The following is a 16,372-nucleotide window of genomic DNA, read 5'->3' on the forward strand; positions in this document are numbered from 1 at the left end:
AATGAAGGCACTAATAATGAATTAAGAGAGAATATAGATAAAAAAATTATCGTAGATGTTTTAGTCAGTATGCTCCATCTCTATCCGTTTATGCTTTAAATAGATTTGGTATAAAAGGAAACATAGTTTTAAAGATAGAACCATTATTTTTGGCACAGCGTATTTAATAAAGGGATGAACTGTAATAAAACACCTTAAAGTTTAGTAGGATACATTTTTTTTATAAAGACAATCGAGACTAGTGCTGCAAGACTATCTGTTACTACAAACGATGTCCACACACCGTTTAAACCAAACATCCAATTAAGCGTATAAGCAATAGGTATAAACAAGAGAATGGGTCTAAGTAATGCAAAAAAAATCGCAATTCTGTTCTTGTGTAATGCCTGGAAATAACGTGTTGCTATAATCTGAACCATATAAAACGGAATAGATAATGCAAAAATACGTAATGCAGTTTTGGCGAGACTTCTTATCTCTTCGTTTTTATTAATAAAAATAGAAATAATTTTATTGGGCAACAATTCTAACAGGATAACTCCTAAAATACCTATTGAAGCCACTATAATCATAGTATAAAGCAATGTTTTGTAGTTTTGTAAGTGTTTTTTTGCACCAAGATTAAAACTAATAATGGGTTGTATGCCATCTCCAATACCTAAGGCTGTCATCATAAAAAATACATTAACACCAAAAATAATTCCCATTACAGCTACAGCCTCTGTACCTCCAGATTTAAGGAGTAAGTTATTTGCAATCACATTCTGAATACTAGTAGCACAATCCATAATAAATGGGGAGGAGCCTAGTAGTAGCATAGGTAAAATAACATCTTTTTGTAATTTAATGTTTTTCCAAACTAGCCTTATAAGGCTTTTTCCTCTTATATAATATGCAATTAAGAACACGCTATTTACACCTTGAGCAATAATTGTAGCCAATCCTGCACCACGAACTCCCATGTCTAAGCCTTTCATAAAAACAATATCTAGCGTGATGTTTATAACCGAAGAGATTAAAATAAGCTTTGCAGGTAAACGTGGGTTTCCTTCTGCACGGCAAGTAAATTCTAGAGCAATAAAAAAAGACAAAGGAAATCCGAAAATAATAACTTGTAAATATTCGGCAGATAGGTTTAAAAGGTCGCCTTGGGCCCCGAAGAGTTCTAATAAGGGTCTATAAAATAATAATCCAGAACCTGTAAATAACACGATAATTATTAAAAGTCCTGCAATCATATTGCCTAGAGCAATTTCAGCTTTTTCAGGTTTAGATTCTCCTAAGTATTTAGAAATCATAACACCAGTTCCGCTACCAAATAAAAGAACAAAACCAAACTGAAAAAGAAATACAGGAAATACCATGGTCACAGCAGATAGTCCTTCTGCTCCCACAAATTGCCCCACAAATATCCGATCTACAATGTTATAAAGTGCATTAATTAACAGTCCTAAAACAGCAGGACCCACATACTTTATAAGCTGTTTTAAAACAGAATTTTCAGTAATTAACATGGTAAAGATTTATAATTATATGTGTAATGCTAAGCTTGTACTTTACGAAGCATGTTTACATATTTTTTAATATTAATAAGCAAAAGTAGCCGAAAAAAATAGTGTATTGTGTATTGTTATTTTGGTAAAATAGATTGTTATTTAGGTTTTTCTATATTTGTGTAGATTCTGTTTATACTATGAAGATTTACGATAATATAAAAACTTATTTTTTAAATGATATAGATGAAACTACAGATTATAACAATCAGTTTTATATAAGAACATTTAGTGGTAAAAATTTAAATACAGAATTGCCTGATCCTGTATATTTTGAACCGCACAAAAGAGATTTTTTCGAAATAGGTATAATAGCTCGTCATAATAAGAACATGATGATTGGAGATCAGACTTTTTATAAAATGACTAATGGTTTAGCTATTATTTCTCCTTTTCAGACTATTAGTTATGGCAAAAGTAATTCTGGTGTTGACGATGATGATGAAGGATATGTTATTTATTTTAAATCTTCAATTTTAGAAGGTTTAAATCAGCCGTACGAAGTGCAAAATAGGTTTCCTTTTTTTAAAATGCATACATTGCCTTTATACTATTTATCTGAAGACGATTTTTCTGTTATTTCTGTTTTAGCTGAATCCTTATACCAAGAATCTAGAAATAATGAAATTCATAGTTTAGAGGTAATTAGTTCACTACTTAGTGTATTACTTTATAAGGTAAAACGTGTGACATATAACAATGAAGGTATAGTAACCTTAAATAGGTTTGATGTTATTATGTCGAAGTTCGAAAATGCAATTCAATCTACTCATACTAATTTTTTATCGGTTAATGAATATGCCTCCATGCTTAATATAAGTCCAATTTATCTTACCGAATGTGTAAAAAAGGCAACCGGTAAAAGTGCTCAGAAAATTATTATAGATTATAAGGTCTTACAAGCTAAAACACTACTGCATCAAAAAGAAAAATCAATTTTAGAAGTTGCAGATGCTTTAGGATTTAATGAAGTGTCAAATTTTAATCAATTTTTCAAACGCAATGTAGGCATTACAGCTTCCCAGTTTCGTAAGCAATAAACTAGCATTAAAACAGCCTATGTTATAATAGGCTATTTATTTCAGTTTAATTCAAGCCATCCAATATCTATGTATCGATACTGTACTAGAACTAAAAATAGTATATTTAATTTCGTTATTTATTCACCAAATAAAACGCTTTATTTTAAGCGTCAATCTGTGTTATAACCGATTTTATTCGTAATAAAACAAGACAATTTTTTTAATTCTGAAAACAGGTTAAAAACCATTCACCTACACTTTTTGTCTATTCAACTATAGCAAATACCTTACAAACGATTTCAAAATAAAATTTCAAACAAAAGACCCTATTTTTGCAATCTTCCTAAACTTCATTTAGAATGACACATGTTTTAAAAATACTACTGATAGAAGATGATATGATTGAAGTGATGAAATTAAATAGAGCTATTTCGTCACTCCAACTTAATCATAAAATTATCGAAGCCAATAATGGTGAAGACGCCTTACATCTTTTAGAGAAAAAGGAAGACTTACCAGACATAATTTTATTGGATTTAAATATGCCTAAAATTAATGGTATCGAGTTTTTAAATATTCTTAAACAAGACGACGTTCTAAAATATATTCCCACGATTATTTTAACAACATCTAGTAATCAAAAAGATTTACTAGAATGTTACAAGATTGGTATTGCGGGTTACGTATTAAAACCTTTAAAGTATGAAGAGTACGTCTCTAAGATTGAAAAACTTCTAGCGTACTGGAGCATCAACGAATTAAAAAAAATATAGTAGACAATCTGTATTTAAAAAATTTAATTTTATAGTGCTAAGGTGCTCAGGATGTTATATATTACAATCACACTACAAAAAACTTAAAGCATGAAAGGTATTGTTTTTACTGAATTTTTAGATTTAGTTGAAGATAAATTTGGGTTAGAAATGGTTGATAAAATCATTACTGAATCGAGTTTAGAGTCGGAAGGCGCATACACAGCTGTTGGGACTTATAAATTTTCAGAAATGTTGCAATTACTTCAACATTTAAGCGCACATACAGATATCTCTATAGATGATTTATTATTAGTTTATGCCGAACATTTTTTTAGTGTTATAGAACGTAGTTACCCAGGATTATTAGATATATATAAAGATCCTATCGAGATGCTTTCTTCTATTGAAAATCACATTCATATCGAGGTACGAAAAATTTATCCAGATGCCGAGTTACCAACTTTTGAAGTTATAGAGAAAAGTGAAAATTCGTTAATCTTAATTTATAAATCTAATCGTGCGATGCATCATTTTGGTTTAGGATTAATGAATAAAACTTTTGAGCATTTTAATGAAGAAGCAACCATTTTACTGGAAAAAATAAAAGAAGATGGTACAGAAGTTAAGTTTACTATACATAAAAAGTAATGAGTCAGCATCAAATTGACATATTACAACGAGCTCTTAATCGCGAAAAAGCGGCTAGAAAACAAGCTGAATCTATTTTAGAACAGAAAGCAGCCGAGTTATATGAAACCAATCAGAAACTTGAAAAATCGTACGCAGAATTAGAAACCTCTCTTACTAAAAAAGACTCTCAATTACAGGGTGTATTTGAAAATATTGTTGATGCTTATTTAATTATGGATTTAACAGGCAATATTTTAAAAATGAATGATGCTGCACTGCATTTATTAGGATTTAAAGATGAAGAAGTAGATTTTAACCTCATGAAAATGGTTAGTCCAGATGATGTTGAACGTGTGTCTAATTCTTTTCAACGCTTAATACAAGAAGGTACTTTAACAGATTTTGAAATTAAAATAAATACGTATTTAAATCTTGAAAAACTAGTACATATAAATGCTAGTATAGTTTATCACGATAAAAAGCCTTTTGCAGCTCAAGGTATTATAAGAGATATTACAAAAGAAAAGGAAGCCGAAGAAAAACTTAAAGAGTCTGAAAATAGATTGGCCACTTTAATTCTTAACTTAGATAGTGGTGTGGTTTTAGAAGACGAAAACCGAAAGATTGTACTTACTAATAAAAAATTTACCGAGTTATTTAATATCGATGCAGATCCAATAGATTTAATAGGGATGGACTGTAAAGAAGCCTCAATACAAAATAGTGTTTTATTTAAAAATCCAGAACTGTTTTTACAACGCATGGAGGATATAGATACTATAAGAGAAACGGTTATTGGTGATGAGTTAGAAATGTTAGATGGTAAAATTTTAGAACGAAATTATTTACCCATTATTCAAGGCAACCAATCTAAAGGGTATTTGTGGACATTTAAAGATGTAACACTTAATAGAACCTATAGAAAAAGTTTAGAGGTCGAAAAACAGAAATATTACAGTATTATTTCTAACATGAATTTAGGCCTTGTAGAGATCGATTTAGACGATAAAATATTGATGGTTAATCAAACTTTTTTAGATATGTCTGGATACTCTCAAAACGAACTTCTGGGTGTAAAAGGAAAAGATATTTTTCCTGTTTTAGAAGATAAACCTATTATTGAGGAAAAAGTAAAACATCGTAAGACAGGAAGAACAGATTCGTACGAGTTACGTGTTACAAATAAAAAAGGCGAATTAAGATATTGGTTAATAAGTGGTGCTCCAAATTATGATATAGATGGTAATGTTATAGGTTCTATAGGTGTAAATTTAGATATTACAAACCTTAAGAATTTAGAACTTCAAAAAGAAAATCTGTTAAACGAACTCGCTAAAAGTAATAACGAATTACAAGAGTATGCTCATATTGTTTCTCACGATTTAAAATCGCCATTACGAAGTATAGATGCTTTAGTAAGTTGGATTAAAGAAGATAATGGCGATAAATTAGATGCGTTAAGTCTTCAGAATTTTAATTTAATAGAGGTGACTCTAGAAAAGATGGAGCAACTAATTTCCGATATTCTAGATTACTCTAGTATAGGTGCCGAAGATAGTGAGAAAACGGAAGTTAATATAGACGGACTTTTAAAAGATTTAGTTGAAATGTTATATATTCCAGAACACATTTCGGTACATATTTCTGAAGATATGCCAATGGTGTTAGGGCATAAAACGAAGTTGCAGCAAGTCTTCCAAAATTTAATTAGTAATGCCGTTAAGTTTATCGATAAAGATAAAGGTTATATAAATATATCAGCAAAAGAACTTAGTGATTCTTATCAATTTACAATTCAAGATAATGGTATGGGAATTGAAAAACAATTCCATGATAAAATATTTAAAGTATTCCATTCTCTTAAAAACAGTAAAGATTCCTCAGGGATAGGCTTGTCTATTGTACAGAAAATTGTGCAATTACATAATGGTAAAATATGGCTAGAAAGCGAACCTAATATTGGTACAACTTTCTTTTTTACACTAAAAAAATAACATGAAAATAGTACAGTTAACAAAAAAAGAAGCGGGTAAGGATTGGATATATATTGGTAATAAAATAACACTAACTAAACCATTGGTTTTAGTTTTTGGGAACAGGTATCTATTAGAAAATGAAGGCTTATACACAGAAATTAAAACGTTGTTTCCAGATGGAGAAATTGTTTTTGGTTCTTCTTGTGCAGATATTACTGCTAAATCTGTAAATGAAAATGCTGTTACGATTACTGCTATAGAGTTTGAAAAAAGTGCATTTGTTATTAAAACAAGTAATGTTTTAAATAAAGATTTCGATAGTTTTAAAACGGGAAGCGATTTAATAAATCAATTTCCTAAAAGCAGACTTAAATATGTATTTGTAATTTCTGAAGGGAGTTTTATTAACGGTAGTGAGTTAACTAAGGGTATGAATAATGCCACAGAAGATAATATTCTTATTACTGGAGCCTTATGTGGCGATTCAGATCGGTTTGAAAAAACATTGGCATCATATAACGAAAATCCGAAACCAGGAGAACTTGTTGCCATAGGTTTTTATGGAGATGCTTTAGAAATTTCATTTTCTATCTACGGTGGTTGGACTCCCTTTGGACCAGAACGTATGGTAACCAAATCTGACGGAAATATTCTATACGAATTAGATAATATGCCTGCTTTAGATATTTATAAAAAATATTTAGGAGATAAGGCAAAAGATTTACCTGGCGCAGCATTATTATATCCTTTAAATGTTAAGAGTGCAAAAGAAAAACAATCTATTGTTCGTTCTATTTTAAATATAGACGAAGCAAATAATGCGGTAATATTAGCAGGAGATATTCCTGTAGACTCAAAAGTGCAACTCATGATGACTAATGTAGATAATATTGCAAATGCATCAGAACAAGCCGCAAAACAAGCTTTAAGTTTACGCGAAAAGAAGCCAGAATTAGCAATATTGGTGAGTTGTATTGGAAGAAAATTGGTTTTGGACCAGCGTGTGGAAGAAGAAATAGAAGAAGTTACACAAGTTATAGGAGAAGAAATTGCTGTAACAGGATTGTATTCTTACGGAGAGATAGCACCATTTCACGGCGAAGTGTCCTGCCAGTTGCATAACCAAACCATGACGGTAACTTTATTAAGCGAGTAATGAATTCATTATTAAAAAGACAGTTACGTAAGTATTTAAGTAAAACATCTATAACGTCAGATTTGGAACCCTTTATAGATGCTGTAGATAAGTCTTATAATAATTTTGACGAGCATTTTGCCATGTTACAACGTGCCATGAGCATTAGTTCTGAAGAGTTATTTACTGCCAACCAAAAGCTGCAAAAAGAAGCTAAAGAGCAACAAGAACTTATAGATAAATTAAAAAGTGTAATTAATACTTTAAAAGTTTATGATTCTTCGGAAACTGATAAACCAGTTAACGAGGAATTAAGCGGACTCAATTTGGTTAATTTCATAGATAGTCAGACTAAAGATATTATTGAAATTAACGAACATAGAGCGCAAGTTTTACAAAAATTAGAAGAACAAAATCAGGAATTAAGTGATTATGCCCATATGGTCTCTCATGATTTAAAATCGCCATTACGTAGTATAGATACGTTAACGGCATGGTTTAAGGAAGATTATAAAGATAAAATAGATGCAAACGGGAATAATAACCTGAATTTAATACGTGACAATGTTGAGAAAATGGATAATCTAATTAGTGGTATTTTAGATTATACTACGATTAGTAAAATTGAATCTGAGTTTTATGACGTAGACCTGGATAAGTTAATAGACACTATTTTGGATCTTATTTCTGTTCCAAATCACATTTCTATTCAAAAAATATCAAAATTACCGGTTATAAAAGGCGATAAATACAGGCTTCAACAATTGTTTCAAAACCTAATAGATAATGCCATAAAGTATAACGATAAAGCAGAAGGATTTATAGAGTTAGGCGTAGAAGATGATAATGAGTTTTGGAAGTTTTATATAAAAGACAATGGTAAAGGGATTGATAACATTTACTTTGAAAAAATATTTAAAACCTTTGAAAAGTTAGAAAACAACATCGAATCTGTAGGTATTGGCTTATCTATAGTGAAAAAAATCGTTGATGTTTATGGTGGTAAAATATGTCTAGATTCAGAATTAGGCAAAGGCACTACCTTTTATTTTACACTAAAAAAAGAGACATATGGAACAACCTAATCTATCTTATATACACAGTATGTCTGGAGGTGATACTGCTTTCGAACAGAAATTAATAGCTATTATAAAAAACGAATTTCCAGAAGAAAAAGCAACGTATTACGAAAACTTTAATGCAGGAAATTTTAAAATGACTGCAGATAATGTACATAAACTTAAGCATAAAATTAGTATTTTAGGACTTGAGAAAAGTTATGATATTGCAGTAGCATTTGAAAACAATTTATTAGATGGTAACACAGACCTTAGCGATGCTTTTGAATCTATCTTAAATAACATAACTAATTATTTAACTACGTTGTAACTAGTATTTATGAATTGTATTATTATCGATGATGAGGCTACGGCAAGAGCTATAGTTGTTCAATTATGCTCTAATATTAAAAGTCTTAATGTTTTAGCAGATTTTCCAGATGCAATTCAGTCTATGAAATTTTTAAATCAAAATGAAGTTGATTTAATTTTTTTAGATATTCATATGCCAGATTTTACAGGCTTCGATTTTATTCAAACCTTAAAAAATCCACCTAAAATTATTCTAACAACTTCCGATCCTCAATTTGCTATTGATGCTTTTGAGTACGAATGTATTATAGACTATTTAGTGAAACCTATTTTGTTGCCACGTTTTAAAAAGGCGGTAACAAAAGCAGAAAATACAGCGCTTACTACAGCTGTTAAAAAAAGCACTACAGCCAAAAAAGACGTATCTTCTACTGGAGATGTTTTATATGTAAATATAGATAGACGCCTTATAAAAATAGAAATTCCAAGTATTTATTTAATAGAAGCTAAAGGCGATTATATACTTATTAAAACTGAAGATAAAAACTATACAGTTCACTCTACATTAAAAAAAATTGAAGATAAATTATCCGATAGCGTTTTTCTAAAAGTACACCGTTCTTATGTTATTAATGTCAAGAAAATTATTGATATTGAGGATAATAGCGTTTTAATAAAAAAAGATGTTATCCCTGTAAGTCGTTCAAACAGGCCAGAATTAATGAAACGTTTAAATTTATTGTAATAGCTTAACTTGCAAATGCTTCCATTCGTCTACACTTAGTTTTCATCTACCGAAAATTAAAAATTATCAACATATAGAAACATAGTTTTGTGGTATAAATAATTATATCATGAAAAAAATACTATTATTAATTATCTTATTTTACGCTACAGTACATGCCCAAGATGTACCGTTTAATTGTGATTATAATGCGTATTTATTTCAATATAATGATGTATATGCTGTCGATTTAGCTTCAGGTAATTCATATGTTATTGCCACAGATGTTACACCTGGTAATATAAATGCTACAGCTTACAATCCTGCAGATGGATACATATGGGGATCGTTAAGTACGCCTGAAAAATCAATTGTGCGTATTGGTAAGAATTTTGAAACCACTACATTTTATATCCCAGAATTATCAAACGGAAACAATTATGTTGGAGATATTAGTACCAATGGTTTATATTATTTAAAAGGAGGAGGAAAGACTTACCATACTATAGATTTAAACCCAGACTCTAATAACTACGGGAAGTATAAAGACGCTTTACAATTATCTCAAAGCATTAGTAATCACGATTGGGCCTTTAATGCTGTAGATAATAAATTATATACAGTAGAAAAGAAGACTAATATTTTATACCGGATAGATGCAGAAACAGGTATGGTACAAAGCTTAGGAGCAGTACCTATACTTTCCGGATTAAGTTATACGTATGGTGCAGTATATTTTGATGCTTCAGGTCGTTTTTATGTGTCGGCTAATCAAACAGGAACAATATATGTAATACAGAATGTTCAAGATTTAAACGGATCTAATACTATGGAATCTAATCTGTTTGCATTCGGACCTTCAAGCGCAAGTAACGATGGAGCACGTTGTCCGACAGCTCCTGTGCTTCAAGAAATTTGTGATAACGGTATTGATGATGATGGCGATGGATTGATTGATTGTGAAGACCCTTCGTGTTCTGGTTACTCAGGTTGTCCGGTTATACAAACTATTGCATCAACAAGTGCAAATGCTGGCGGATTAGAGAGTAATAATCGTTTATCAGATCAAATAAGTAAACGAAATTTTAATAGAACAAAAAGCAACTATACATTTAATAAAAACACCGCAAAACAGCTTAAAAAATTAGAATCTTACGGCAATACAGCAACTAGCAGAACGGCATTTCAATTATCAGACTTTATTCCACTTGAAGTGATTAATGAAAATATTGTAGTCGAGTCTTCTCCAGACGATTTAGTCGGAATTACAAATGCTACTCAAGTGTATTCTGTAGATTATATTAGACAGGATGAAGCTGTAGCATCTATACTGGTTTTAGAAACCGAAGACGGTGTGTATGAGCATACCAAATACATTTGCGATAGGTTGTTAGGTGCCGAATTAATTTCTGTATCGACTATAGAAATTAGTGAGCAACAATTTATTAAAGCTTTAGTTAAAAACAGTGACGGCTCGTTAGAATTTGTATTAAGTTTTTCAGCAAAATCAACCCCAGATAATACCAATTTCGAAATCGAGAGTCATTGGAATCTAGATAAATACGAAGATCATGTAGGCTTTTATAATTTTCAAATTTGGTCAAATTCTTTAGACGATTTAATAACGTTAGGTGAAGAAGTTATACAGTTAGTTGCAGTTCAAAAACCTATTTCAAGTTATAATAATTCTACACCACCAACGGTTTTTGTTAAAAAGGGAACTTACCGTAATGGCAAGTTAGATTTAGAAATTGTAAATACTAATAGAAGTGCCTTGGTTAATTTTGATGGTGGATTGAGAACGACAGAAACCAATCTTGTAGATTATGTGTCGACCAACATTAATTTAGACGGAAATTATATTTCTAATATTCAAGTTGATGCCGGAAGCTTGTTTGATATCGGGTTTAGAATAGGTGATGGAGTTGCGACTCCCGATGATTTATTTTTATCAGACGGACCTTGGGGATACGATGATGCTGCACCAACTACAACAGTAACAAGCTATGTTGTTAAAGCGAATGAAAGCACCTTTACAAACGACGACTACCAGATTGAACGAAGTATTAGTTTAAAGGCCACAACTAGCGAATATATTGCAGCGTATAGAGCCTTGACACCAAAATTTAATCCTATAGATTTATCTGTATATAAAAGCTTTCAACTTCAAGCAAAAGGGACAGGAACACTAATTGTACGATTGGTGAAAGAAAGCGTAAGCAATTGGGAAACACAATATAAAACAAGTATAGATTTAACAGACGAACTGCAAGAATATAGTCTGTTATTTTCAGATTTTAAATCTAGTAACGGAGAACCAATAGCAGTTCACGATGTAACGTCTATGGTGTTTACCATGTTAGCAGAAAATGGCGAAGAAACTACGAAAGAAATGACTTTAGAACAATTAAGATTTTCTACTAATACAAATACTCTTTCTGTAGCAGATACGCTTTTAGAAAAAGAAACAGGTCCGTTTGCATCTCCAAACCCGATGAATACCAGTACTAAAATTCACTTTACAGCAATAAGCTCTGAAGACGTTGTGTTAGTAGTATATAACCAAATTGGAGGTTTAGTAAAACAAATAGCGTTTAAAGCAACAAATGGTAATAATGAAATAGCATTAGACCGAGATCGCCTAAGTTCTGGACTGTATTTATGTAAAATTAAAAGTAAGAATACCACTTATAAAACGATTAAGCTACTCGTGAATTAATTAATAGCTAATTCCTCCTGTAGTGTGGCAAAAGACGAAAGTCTTTTGCCTTTTTTTGTTTTATGGTTTTTTCTGAAAAATGAAGGTTGAATAGGTGTACTCTTAGAATTGTTAATCCTTTTGTTTTATCGTATTAAATAGATATCAACTTTAGTTTTATTGATGAGATTGGTTTTTAATTCATCAAGCAACGTATTACAATCATATTGAATTTCTTAAATATTAGAGCACAATTATTCAAATTAGAATTAAAGCACGTTTATCAAGATTTGGTTTAAGAGTTTAGTTCAATTTAGAAAACGGTATAAGAGTATTTATAAATTAAATAGACGGACTTAAATCACTTTTTTCTATTGTAGAACAGTCTTCCTTAATTAAAAATTGGGAGCTTAAAGTCTTTTGGAAACGCATATCAGACGATGATATTGAAATACAATAGGGCGATTTTAAAGTGATATCACATGTTTATTCCTAATATCAAAATAGCGTATATGCAGCATTTGGCATTGATTATTAGAGACTTCTTTGATCGTAATTACTCTAAAACAATCATTTTATTAGACATATTAATTGTTGAATAGGTGGCTAGATTGGATTGAACAGGGGAAATTAGAAGCCTTTAATCTTGAAAATTTAAATCAAAATGGTGTTTAAAAGAATTAATAGACCAAAAAGGTAAAGGCTATAACTTTTTAAAAAGTATAGTTGTTTTAGATAGAGTGGGGTAGTAAACTGTAACAGTTGTAGCGTACGTTTACAAGGACTAAACTGTACTATTTATTATTCAAGATATGTATAATATAGAATATTAAGTGAGCACAAGGTTTAGTTATTACACATTTTAATATAGGTTATATTACTTATTTTAAAAGTCAATATCATTATTTTCTAAAAACAGGAGAATCAAACAAGTACCATTTAAAACGTAAACCAATTTCAGAAAACGTAAAACCAGCAGCTGTGGCAGAGGCGATGTTACTTCGTGTGCCATAGAGATTTAATAAGGTGCGTTCTGTGAACTTATATCCTAACTTTCCTTGTATGCGGTAGGTTAGTTGGCTACTATCGTCTTCAATATACTGTAATCCTGTTGCTGCAGTAAGTTCGTAAAACCATGATTTTGGTTTGGTAATGACTTCATCTTTTATAATGTTTGCGAAAATTTCGACAGCATTAAATTTTTCAGGACTAAAATAAATGGTTGGTACTTGGTTTTTAAATGTAATATATTGATAGTTTAAACCTGCTTTTAAACTTGGTTTAGCCATAATGTTATAATATAACGATGTGAACAATAGGTTTCTGTTGTTATCATCGTTTTGCCATGTATAATAATATTGTGTAAACCATCCTAAATTAAAATTGGTGCTTAAATTGTAGTTTGCGTACAGGTTATTCATCACAATTTCTCGTTCTAATAATTCGGCATTAAAACTTTGTATTTCACTTTTGTAACCAATATCTAAAACTTGAAGTTTAAACGGTTTTATGTTTAAAGACAGATCGGTAACAAATTGAGTATAATTGTTGTTATTCGCTTTTGCAGCTGTAATACCTGCAGTACCTTTAAAGGTTATATTTTGCAAAATCTGATAGCTTAATCCTAAAGCAAAATCGTTAGATTTAGCATCGTTATCGGTGACTTTATTACTAGTTGATCTGTAACTATAATGCGCTAACCATTTTAGTCTTGTAGACGTTGGGAATTCAATATTGGTTTGTACGGCGTAAGCTTTGTTATCGCCATTATCTGAAGAATGTAAGGTTTTGGTTTCCCAAAAGGGTGTAAAGTTTGCGTTTAATGTTTTTATAAAATTAGTAGCATCTTTTTGGTTATTGTAAAATTTTAGTGTGTTTTCTGCTGAACGGTAGGCATCATCATAACGTCCTATTGCTTTTAAAGCATTGGCTTTTCCTAGATTTCCGTCAAACGAGGTACTGTCATTTTCTAAAATCCGATTATAATCTACAACACTCTTTTTAAAATCACTTTTATAAATATTTAAAGTTGCACGGAGTGATAATAACCAATTCTTGTTGGGGTTATCTGTAATTAATTTAGATATTAAAGTATCTGCAGTTTTATATTCTTTATTCCAAATTAAGGCTTGTATATAACGCTCTGTAGTTGGTTGAATGTGTTTCTGATTGGTATTCGTTTCTAAATTTGAATAGGATTGCTCACTAATTTGTAAGGCCTCTTTTTCCTTTCCGTTTAAATGTGCAACTAAAGCTAAGCCATTTAAAGCGATATGTTTAGTTTCTTGATTCGTTTTTAAAAAAGTATAAGTCGCTTTTGCATCTTCTAAGCGGTCTGCTATTAAGTATAAATTTGCCAGATTGATTAAAGTGTCGGTATCATCTTTAAAAAGCGTTAAGTTTTCTTTTAAAAGACGTTCTGCTTCTTTGTAATTCTGAGCTTGCTGCTTCTGGTAGGCATACCCTAAATAAATGTATTTTTTAGATGTTAATGCATTTGCATTTCCAGGTAAGACCTCTAAAGCTTTATTCACATAAATTAATGCTTCATCATAAATTTTAAGATTAGATAGTGTATTTGCATAACCTAAAAGTGCTGGAAAACTTCGGTTATTTTCTGTAATTAAACTTTCGTAAAATGTTTTTGCATCGAGGTAGTTTTTATTCCATAATAAAGCTTCTGCATAGTTTAATTTAATTTCAAAATCTGTAGGATAGGTTTTTAATAAATCGGTAAATATTGTAACAGCTTGTTCTGAATCTCCCTGTAAACCAACAGCACGACCATAACATAATTTAGCTGTTTTATTTGTTGGATAATTTTTTAAAACAGTTTTGAAAAAGGTTTCTGCTTTAGCATATTTTCCAGTTTCTAAATATGTAAAACCTTCTTGCATATCTTGTGCATTAGCTAAACTTGTAAAAACTATTAGGCATAATATAAGATAATATTTATAGGTCATTTGTTCTGTTTTTATGTTAATGCAAGTTAATCAATCCAATCCAATCATTCGTCTATAGCAAGTTGCAACTCACCGAAATATATTGGTAATCTGTTGATTGTTAAAAGATATTTGTATCAGTAATACCAAATTGTATGTGTTTACAAATTAAGGGTTACTAAATTATTTAAAGTATTAAAGACACAAATAATGATGCAAATTATTTCGAATATAAGCTCTAGAAAAATATCTCCAGAGCAACTTTTTATGTTAAGCGTTTTATTGGTTAACGGAGGCAATTATGTATATAATCTTATTTTAGGACGTTTGTTAGGTCCAGAACAATTTGCAGATGCCGCTGTGCTAATTACCTTTTTATTAGTACTCTCTTTTGTTGCTATGACTTTTCAATTGGTAACGGCAAAATTCTCAGTGTTATTTGAAGCCCATATTTTTAAAAATTTTGTGTCTAAAGTTTATAAAAATGCACTTGCTGTGGGAATCTTCTTAGGGTTTTTAATCATCTTGTTTTCCAATCAACTTCAACACATTTTCAACACATCAACGGCCAGTATGTTTATTATTTTTGGAATGGGTGTACCTTTTTATTTTTTAATGAGTGTAAACCGTGGTGTTTTTCAAGGCAAGAAGGCTTTTAAATTATTATCTATTACTTATCAGGGTGAAATGATAAGCAGACTTATAATAACCTTAGCGTTAATTTTTATATTAAAGATAGAATCATCTATCATCATTGCAATAGGAATTTTAATCTCTTTTATATTTGGTTTATTTCCTTTTAAAACAGCACATATTTCGCTTAAAAAAACAACTCTTGATGCTGAAAATTCTAAACAAATTCGAAACTTTTTTATGTTAACAGCATTTTATGAGTTGACTCAAATTATTATAAATAACAGCGATATTTTATTAGTGAAACATTATTTTGAATCTTACGAAGCAGGACTCTATGCTTCCTTGGCTTTAATAGGACGTATTGTTTATTTTATTGCTTGGATGTTTGTAATGTTGTTGTTACCAACGGTAATTCAGCTTAAAAAGGAAGGGAAAGATACTGCACCTATTTTATTTAAATATGTTGGTTATATTGCTGCAATTGCATTAGTAATTATTCTTGTTTGTGCCATTTTACCTAAATTAATGATTATGATCTTGTTTGGAGAAAGTTATTTAACAATGGCCCCTTTATTATGGAAATATGCGACTGCAACAGGCATGTTTGCTGTATCTAACATTTTTGCGTATTACTATTTGTCTTTAGATAAATATGTGCCAGTAGTGATTTCTGGAGTGTTTGGAATGCTTCAAATGGTCTTGGTGATATTCTTTCATAAGAGTTTAGAACAAGTCGTTCATATGCAGATAATTGCAATGATATTACTTCTTGTTATTCAAATTTTATTCTTCAAATTCAATTCAGTGAAAATGCGATTAACTACTTAGTCTAAAGCAAATTACCATTCGTCTACACTAAAATGCTGTCTATCTAAGTTTGTCTTCTTTAGTCATTCAAAAACATCAAATTTGTACTATAATTAAATAATTA

At 30.5% G+C, this 16,372-nt stretch carries 12 protein-coding genes; 10 read left to right on the forward strand and 2 right to left on the reverse strand.

What is annotated here, in order from left to right:
• Nucleotides 1-194 precede the first annotated feature (194 nt).
• A complete protein-coding gene (locus Q1B05_RS06725; RefSeq protein WP_299778938.1) occupies nucleotides 195-1,514 on the reverse strand; it encodes an MATE family efflux transporter in 1,320 nt (439 codons plus the stop codon).
• Nucleotides 1,515-1,693: 179 nt separating this feature from the next.
• Here Q1B05_RS06725 and Q1B05_RS06730 point away from each other — a divergent pair, with 179 nt between their 5' ends.
• The 9 genes from Q1B05_RS06730 (at nucleotide 1,694) to Q1B05_RS06770 (ending at nucleotide 11,884) form a co-directional block, all read left to right on the forward strand.
• Nucleotides 1,694-2,593, forward strand: coding sequence for a helix-turn-helix transcriptional regulator (locus tag Q1B05_RS06730; protein WP_299778940.1), 900 nt, complete (start codon nucleotides 1,694-1,696; stop codon nucleotides 2,591-2,593).
• A gap of 341 nt (nucleotides 2,594-2,934) precedes the next feature.
• Nucleotides 2,935-3,348, forward strand: a complete 414-nt coding sequence (locus Q1B05_RS06735) for a response regulator (protein WP_299778942.1) — start codon at nucleotides 2,935-2,937, stop codon at nucleotides 3,346-3,348.
• Between the two features lie 90 nt (nucleotides 3,349-3,438).
• Entirely contained in the window at nucleotides 3,439-3,978 is a 540-nt protein-coding gene (locus tag Q1B05_RS06740) for a heme NO-binding domain-containing protein (RefSeq protein ID WP_299778944.1), read from the forward strand.
• Entirely contained in the window at nucleotides 3,978-5,954 is a 1,977-nt protein-coding gene (locus Q1B05_RS06745) for a PAS domain S-box protein (protein WP_299778946.1), read from the forward strand. Before Q1B05_RS06740 ends, Q1B05_RS06745 begins: the two co-directional genes overlap by 1 nt.
• A 1-nt stretch (nucleotide 5,955) precedes the next feature.
• Nucleotides 5,956-7,092 (forward strand): FIST N-terminal domain-containing protein, encoded by a 1,137-nt coding sequence (locus Q1B05_RS06750; protein WP_299778948.1) that lies wholly within the window; start codon nucleotides 5,956-5,958, stop codon nucleotides 7,090-7,092.
• A complete protein-coding gene (locus tag Q1B05_RS06755; RefSeq protein ID WP_299778950.1) occupies nucleotides 7,092-8,156 on the forward strand; it encodes an ATP-binding protein in 1,065 nt (354 codons plus the stop codon). Before Q1B05_RS06750 ends, Q1B05_RS06755 begins: the two co-directional genes overlap by 1 nt.
• Nucleotides 8,143-8,460, forward strand: coding sequence for an Hpt domain-containing protein (locus Q1B05_RS06760; protein ID WP_299778952.1), 318 nt, complete (start codon nucleotides 8,143-8,145; stop codon nucleotides 8,458-8,460). Before Q1B05_RS06755 ends, Q1B05_RS06760 begins: the two co-directional genes overlap by 14 nt.
• A 9-nt stretch (nucleotides 8,461-8,469) precedes the next feature.
• Complete coding sequence (locus Q1B05_RS06765; RefSeq protein ID WP_299778954.1) at nucleotides 8,470-9,186, forward strand: LytTR family DNA-binding domain-containing protein; 717 nt, start codon at nucleotides 8,470-8,472, stop codon at nucleotides 9,184-9,186.
• A gap of 109 nt (nucleotides 9,187-9,295) precedes the next feature.
• Nucleotides 9,296-11,884, forward strand: a complete 2,589-nt coding sequence (locus tag Q1B05_RS06770; protein ID WP_299778956.1) for a T9SS type A sorting domain-containing protein — start codon at nucleotides 9,296-9,298, stop codon at nucleotides 11,882-11,884.
• Nucleotides 11,885-12,765: 881 nt separating this feature from the next.
• Here the strand turns inward: Q1B05_RS06770 and Q1B05_RS06775 are convergent.
• Nucleotides 12,766-14,826: a tetratricopeptide repeat protein gene (locus tag Q1B05_RS06775; RefSeq protein ID WP_299778958.1), complete on the reverse strand. Its 2,061-nt coding sequence runs from the start codon at nucleotides 14,824-14,826 to the stop codon at nucleotides 12,766-12,768.
• 192 nt (nucleotides 14,827-15,018) lie between these two features.
• On the opposite strand from Q1B05_RS06775, the gene Q1B05_RS06780 reads away from it, so the two are divergent.
• Nucleotides 15,019-16,269 (forward strand): oligosaccharide flippase family protein, encoded by a 1,251-nt coding sequence (locus Q1B05_RS06780; protein ID WP_299779744.1) that lies wholly within the window; start codon nucleotides 15,019-15,021, stop codon nucleotides 16,267-16,269.
• The last annotated feature ends 103 nt before the right edge of the window (nucleotides 16,270-16,372 follow it).

This window comes from uncultured Formosa sp. (assembly GCF_947500765.1).
GTDB lineage: Bacteria > Bacteroidota > Bacteroidia > Flavobacteriales > Flavobacteriaceae > Formosa.

What these genes read in the sequence shown, in the direction of transcription:
- Q1B05_RS06730 (WP_299778940.1), top strand. Translation starts at nt 1,694, where the DNA reads ATGAAGATTTACGATAATATAAAAACTTATTTTTTAAATGATATAGAT.
- Q1B05_RS06760 (WP_299778952.1), top strand. Translation starts at nt 8,143, where the DNA reads ATGGAACAACCTAATCTATCTTATATACACAGTATGTCTGGAGGTGAT.
- Q1B05_RS06750 (WP_299778948.1), top strand. Translation starts at nt 5,956, where the DNA reads ATGAAAATAGTACAGTTAACAAAAAAAGAAGCGGGTAAGGATTGGATA.
- Q1B05_RS06735 (WP_299778942.1), top strand. Translation starts at nt 2,935, where the DNA reads ATGACACATGTTTTAAAAATACTACTGATAGAAGATGATATGATTGAA.
- Q1B05_RS06775 (WP_299778958.1), bottom strand. Translation starts at nt 14,826, where the DNA reads ATGACCTATAAATATTATCTTATATTATGCCTAATAGTTTTTACAAGT.
- Q1B05_RS06770 (WP_299778956.1), top strand. Translation starts at nt 9,296, where the DNA reads ATGAAAAAAATACTATTATTAATTATCTTATTTTACGCTACAGTACAT.
- Q1B05_RS06740 (WP_299778944.1), top strand. Translation starts at nt 3,439, where the DNA reads ATGAAAGGTATTGTTTTTACTGAATTTTTAGATTTAGTTGAAGATAAA.
- Q1B05_RS06725 (WP_299778938.1), bottom strand. Translation starts at nt 1,514, where the DNA reads ATGTTAATTACTGAAAATTCTGTTTTAAAACAGCTTATAAAGTATGTG.
- Q1B05_RS06755 (WP_299778950.1), top strand. Translation starts at nt 7,092, where the DNA reads ATGAATTCATTATTAAAAAGACAGTTACGTAAGTATTTAAGTAAAACA.
- Q1B05_RS06765 (WP_299778954.1), top strand. Translation starts at nt 8,470, where the DNA reads ATGAATTGTATTATTATCGATGATGAGGCTACGGCAAGAGCTATAGTT.
- Q1B05_RS06780 (WP_299779744.1), top strand. Translation starts at nt 15,019, where the DNA reads ATGCAAATTATTTCGAATATAAGCTCTAGAAAAATATCTCCAGAGCAA.
- Q1B05_RS06745 (WP_299778946.1), top strand. Translation starts at nt 3,978, where the DNA reads ATGAGTCAGCATCAAATTGACATATTACAACGAGCTCTTAATCGCGAA.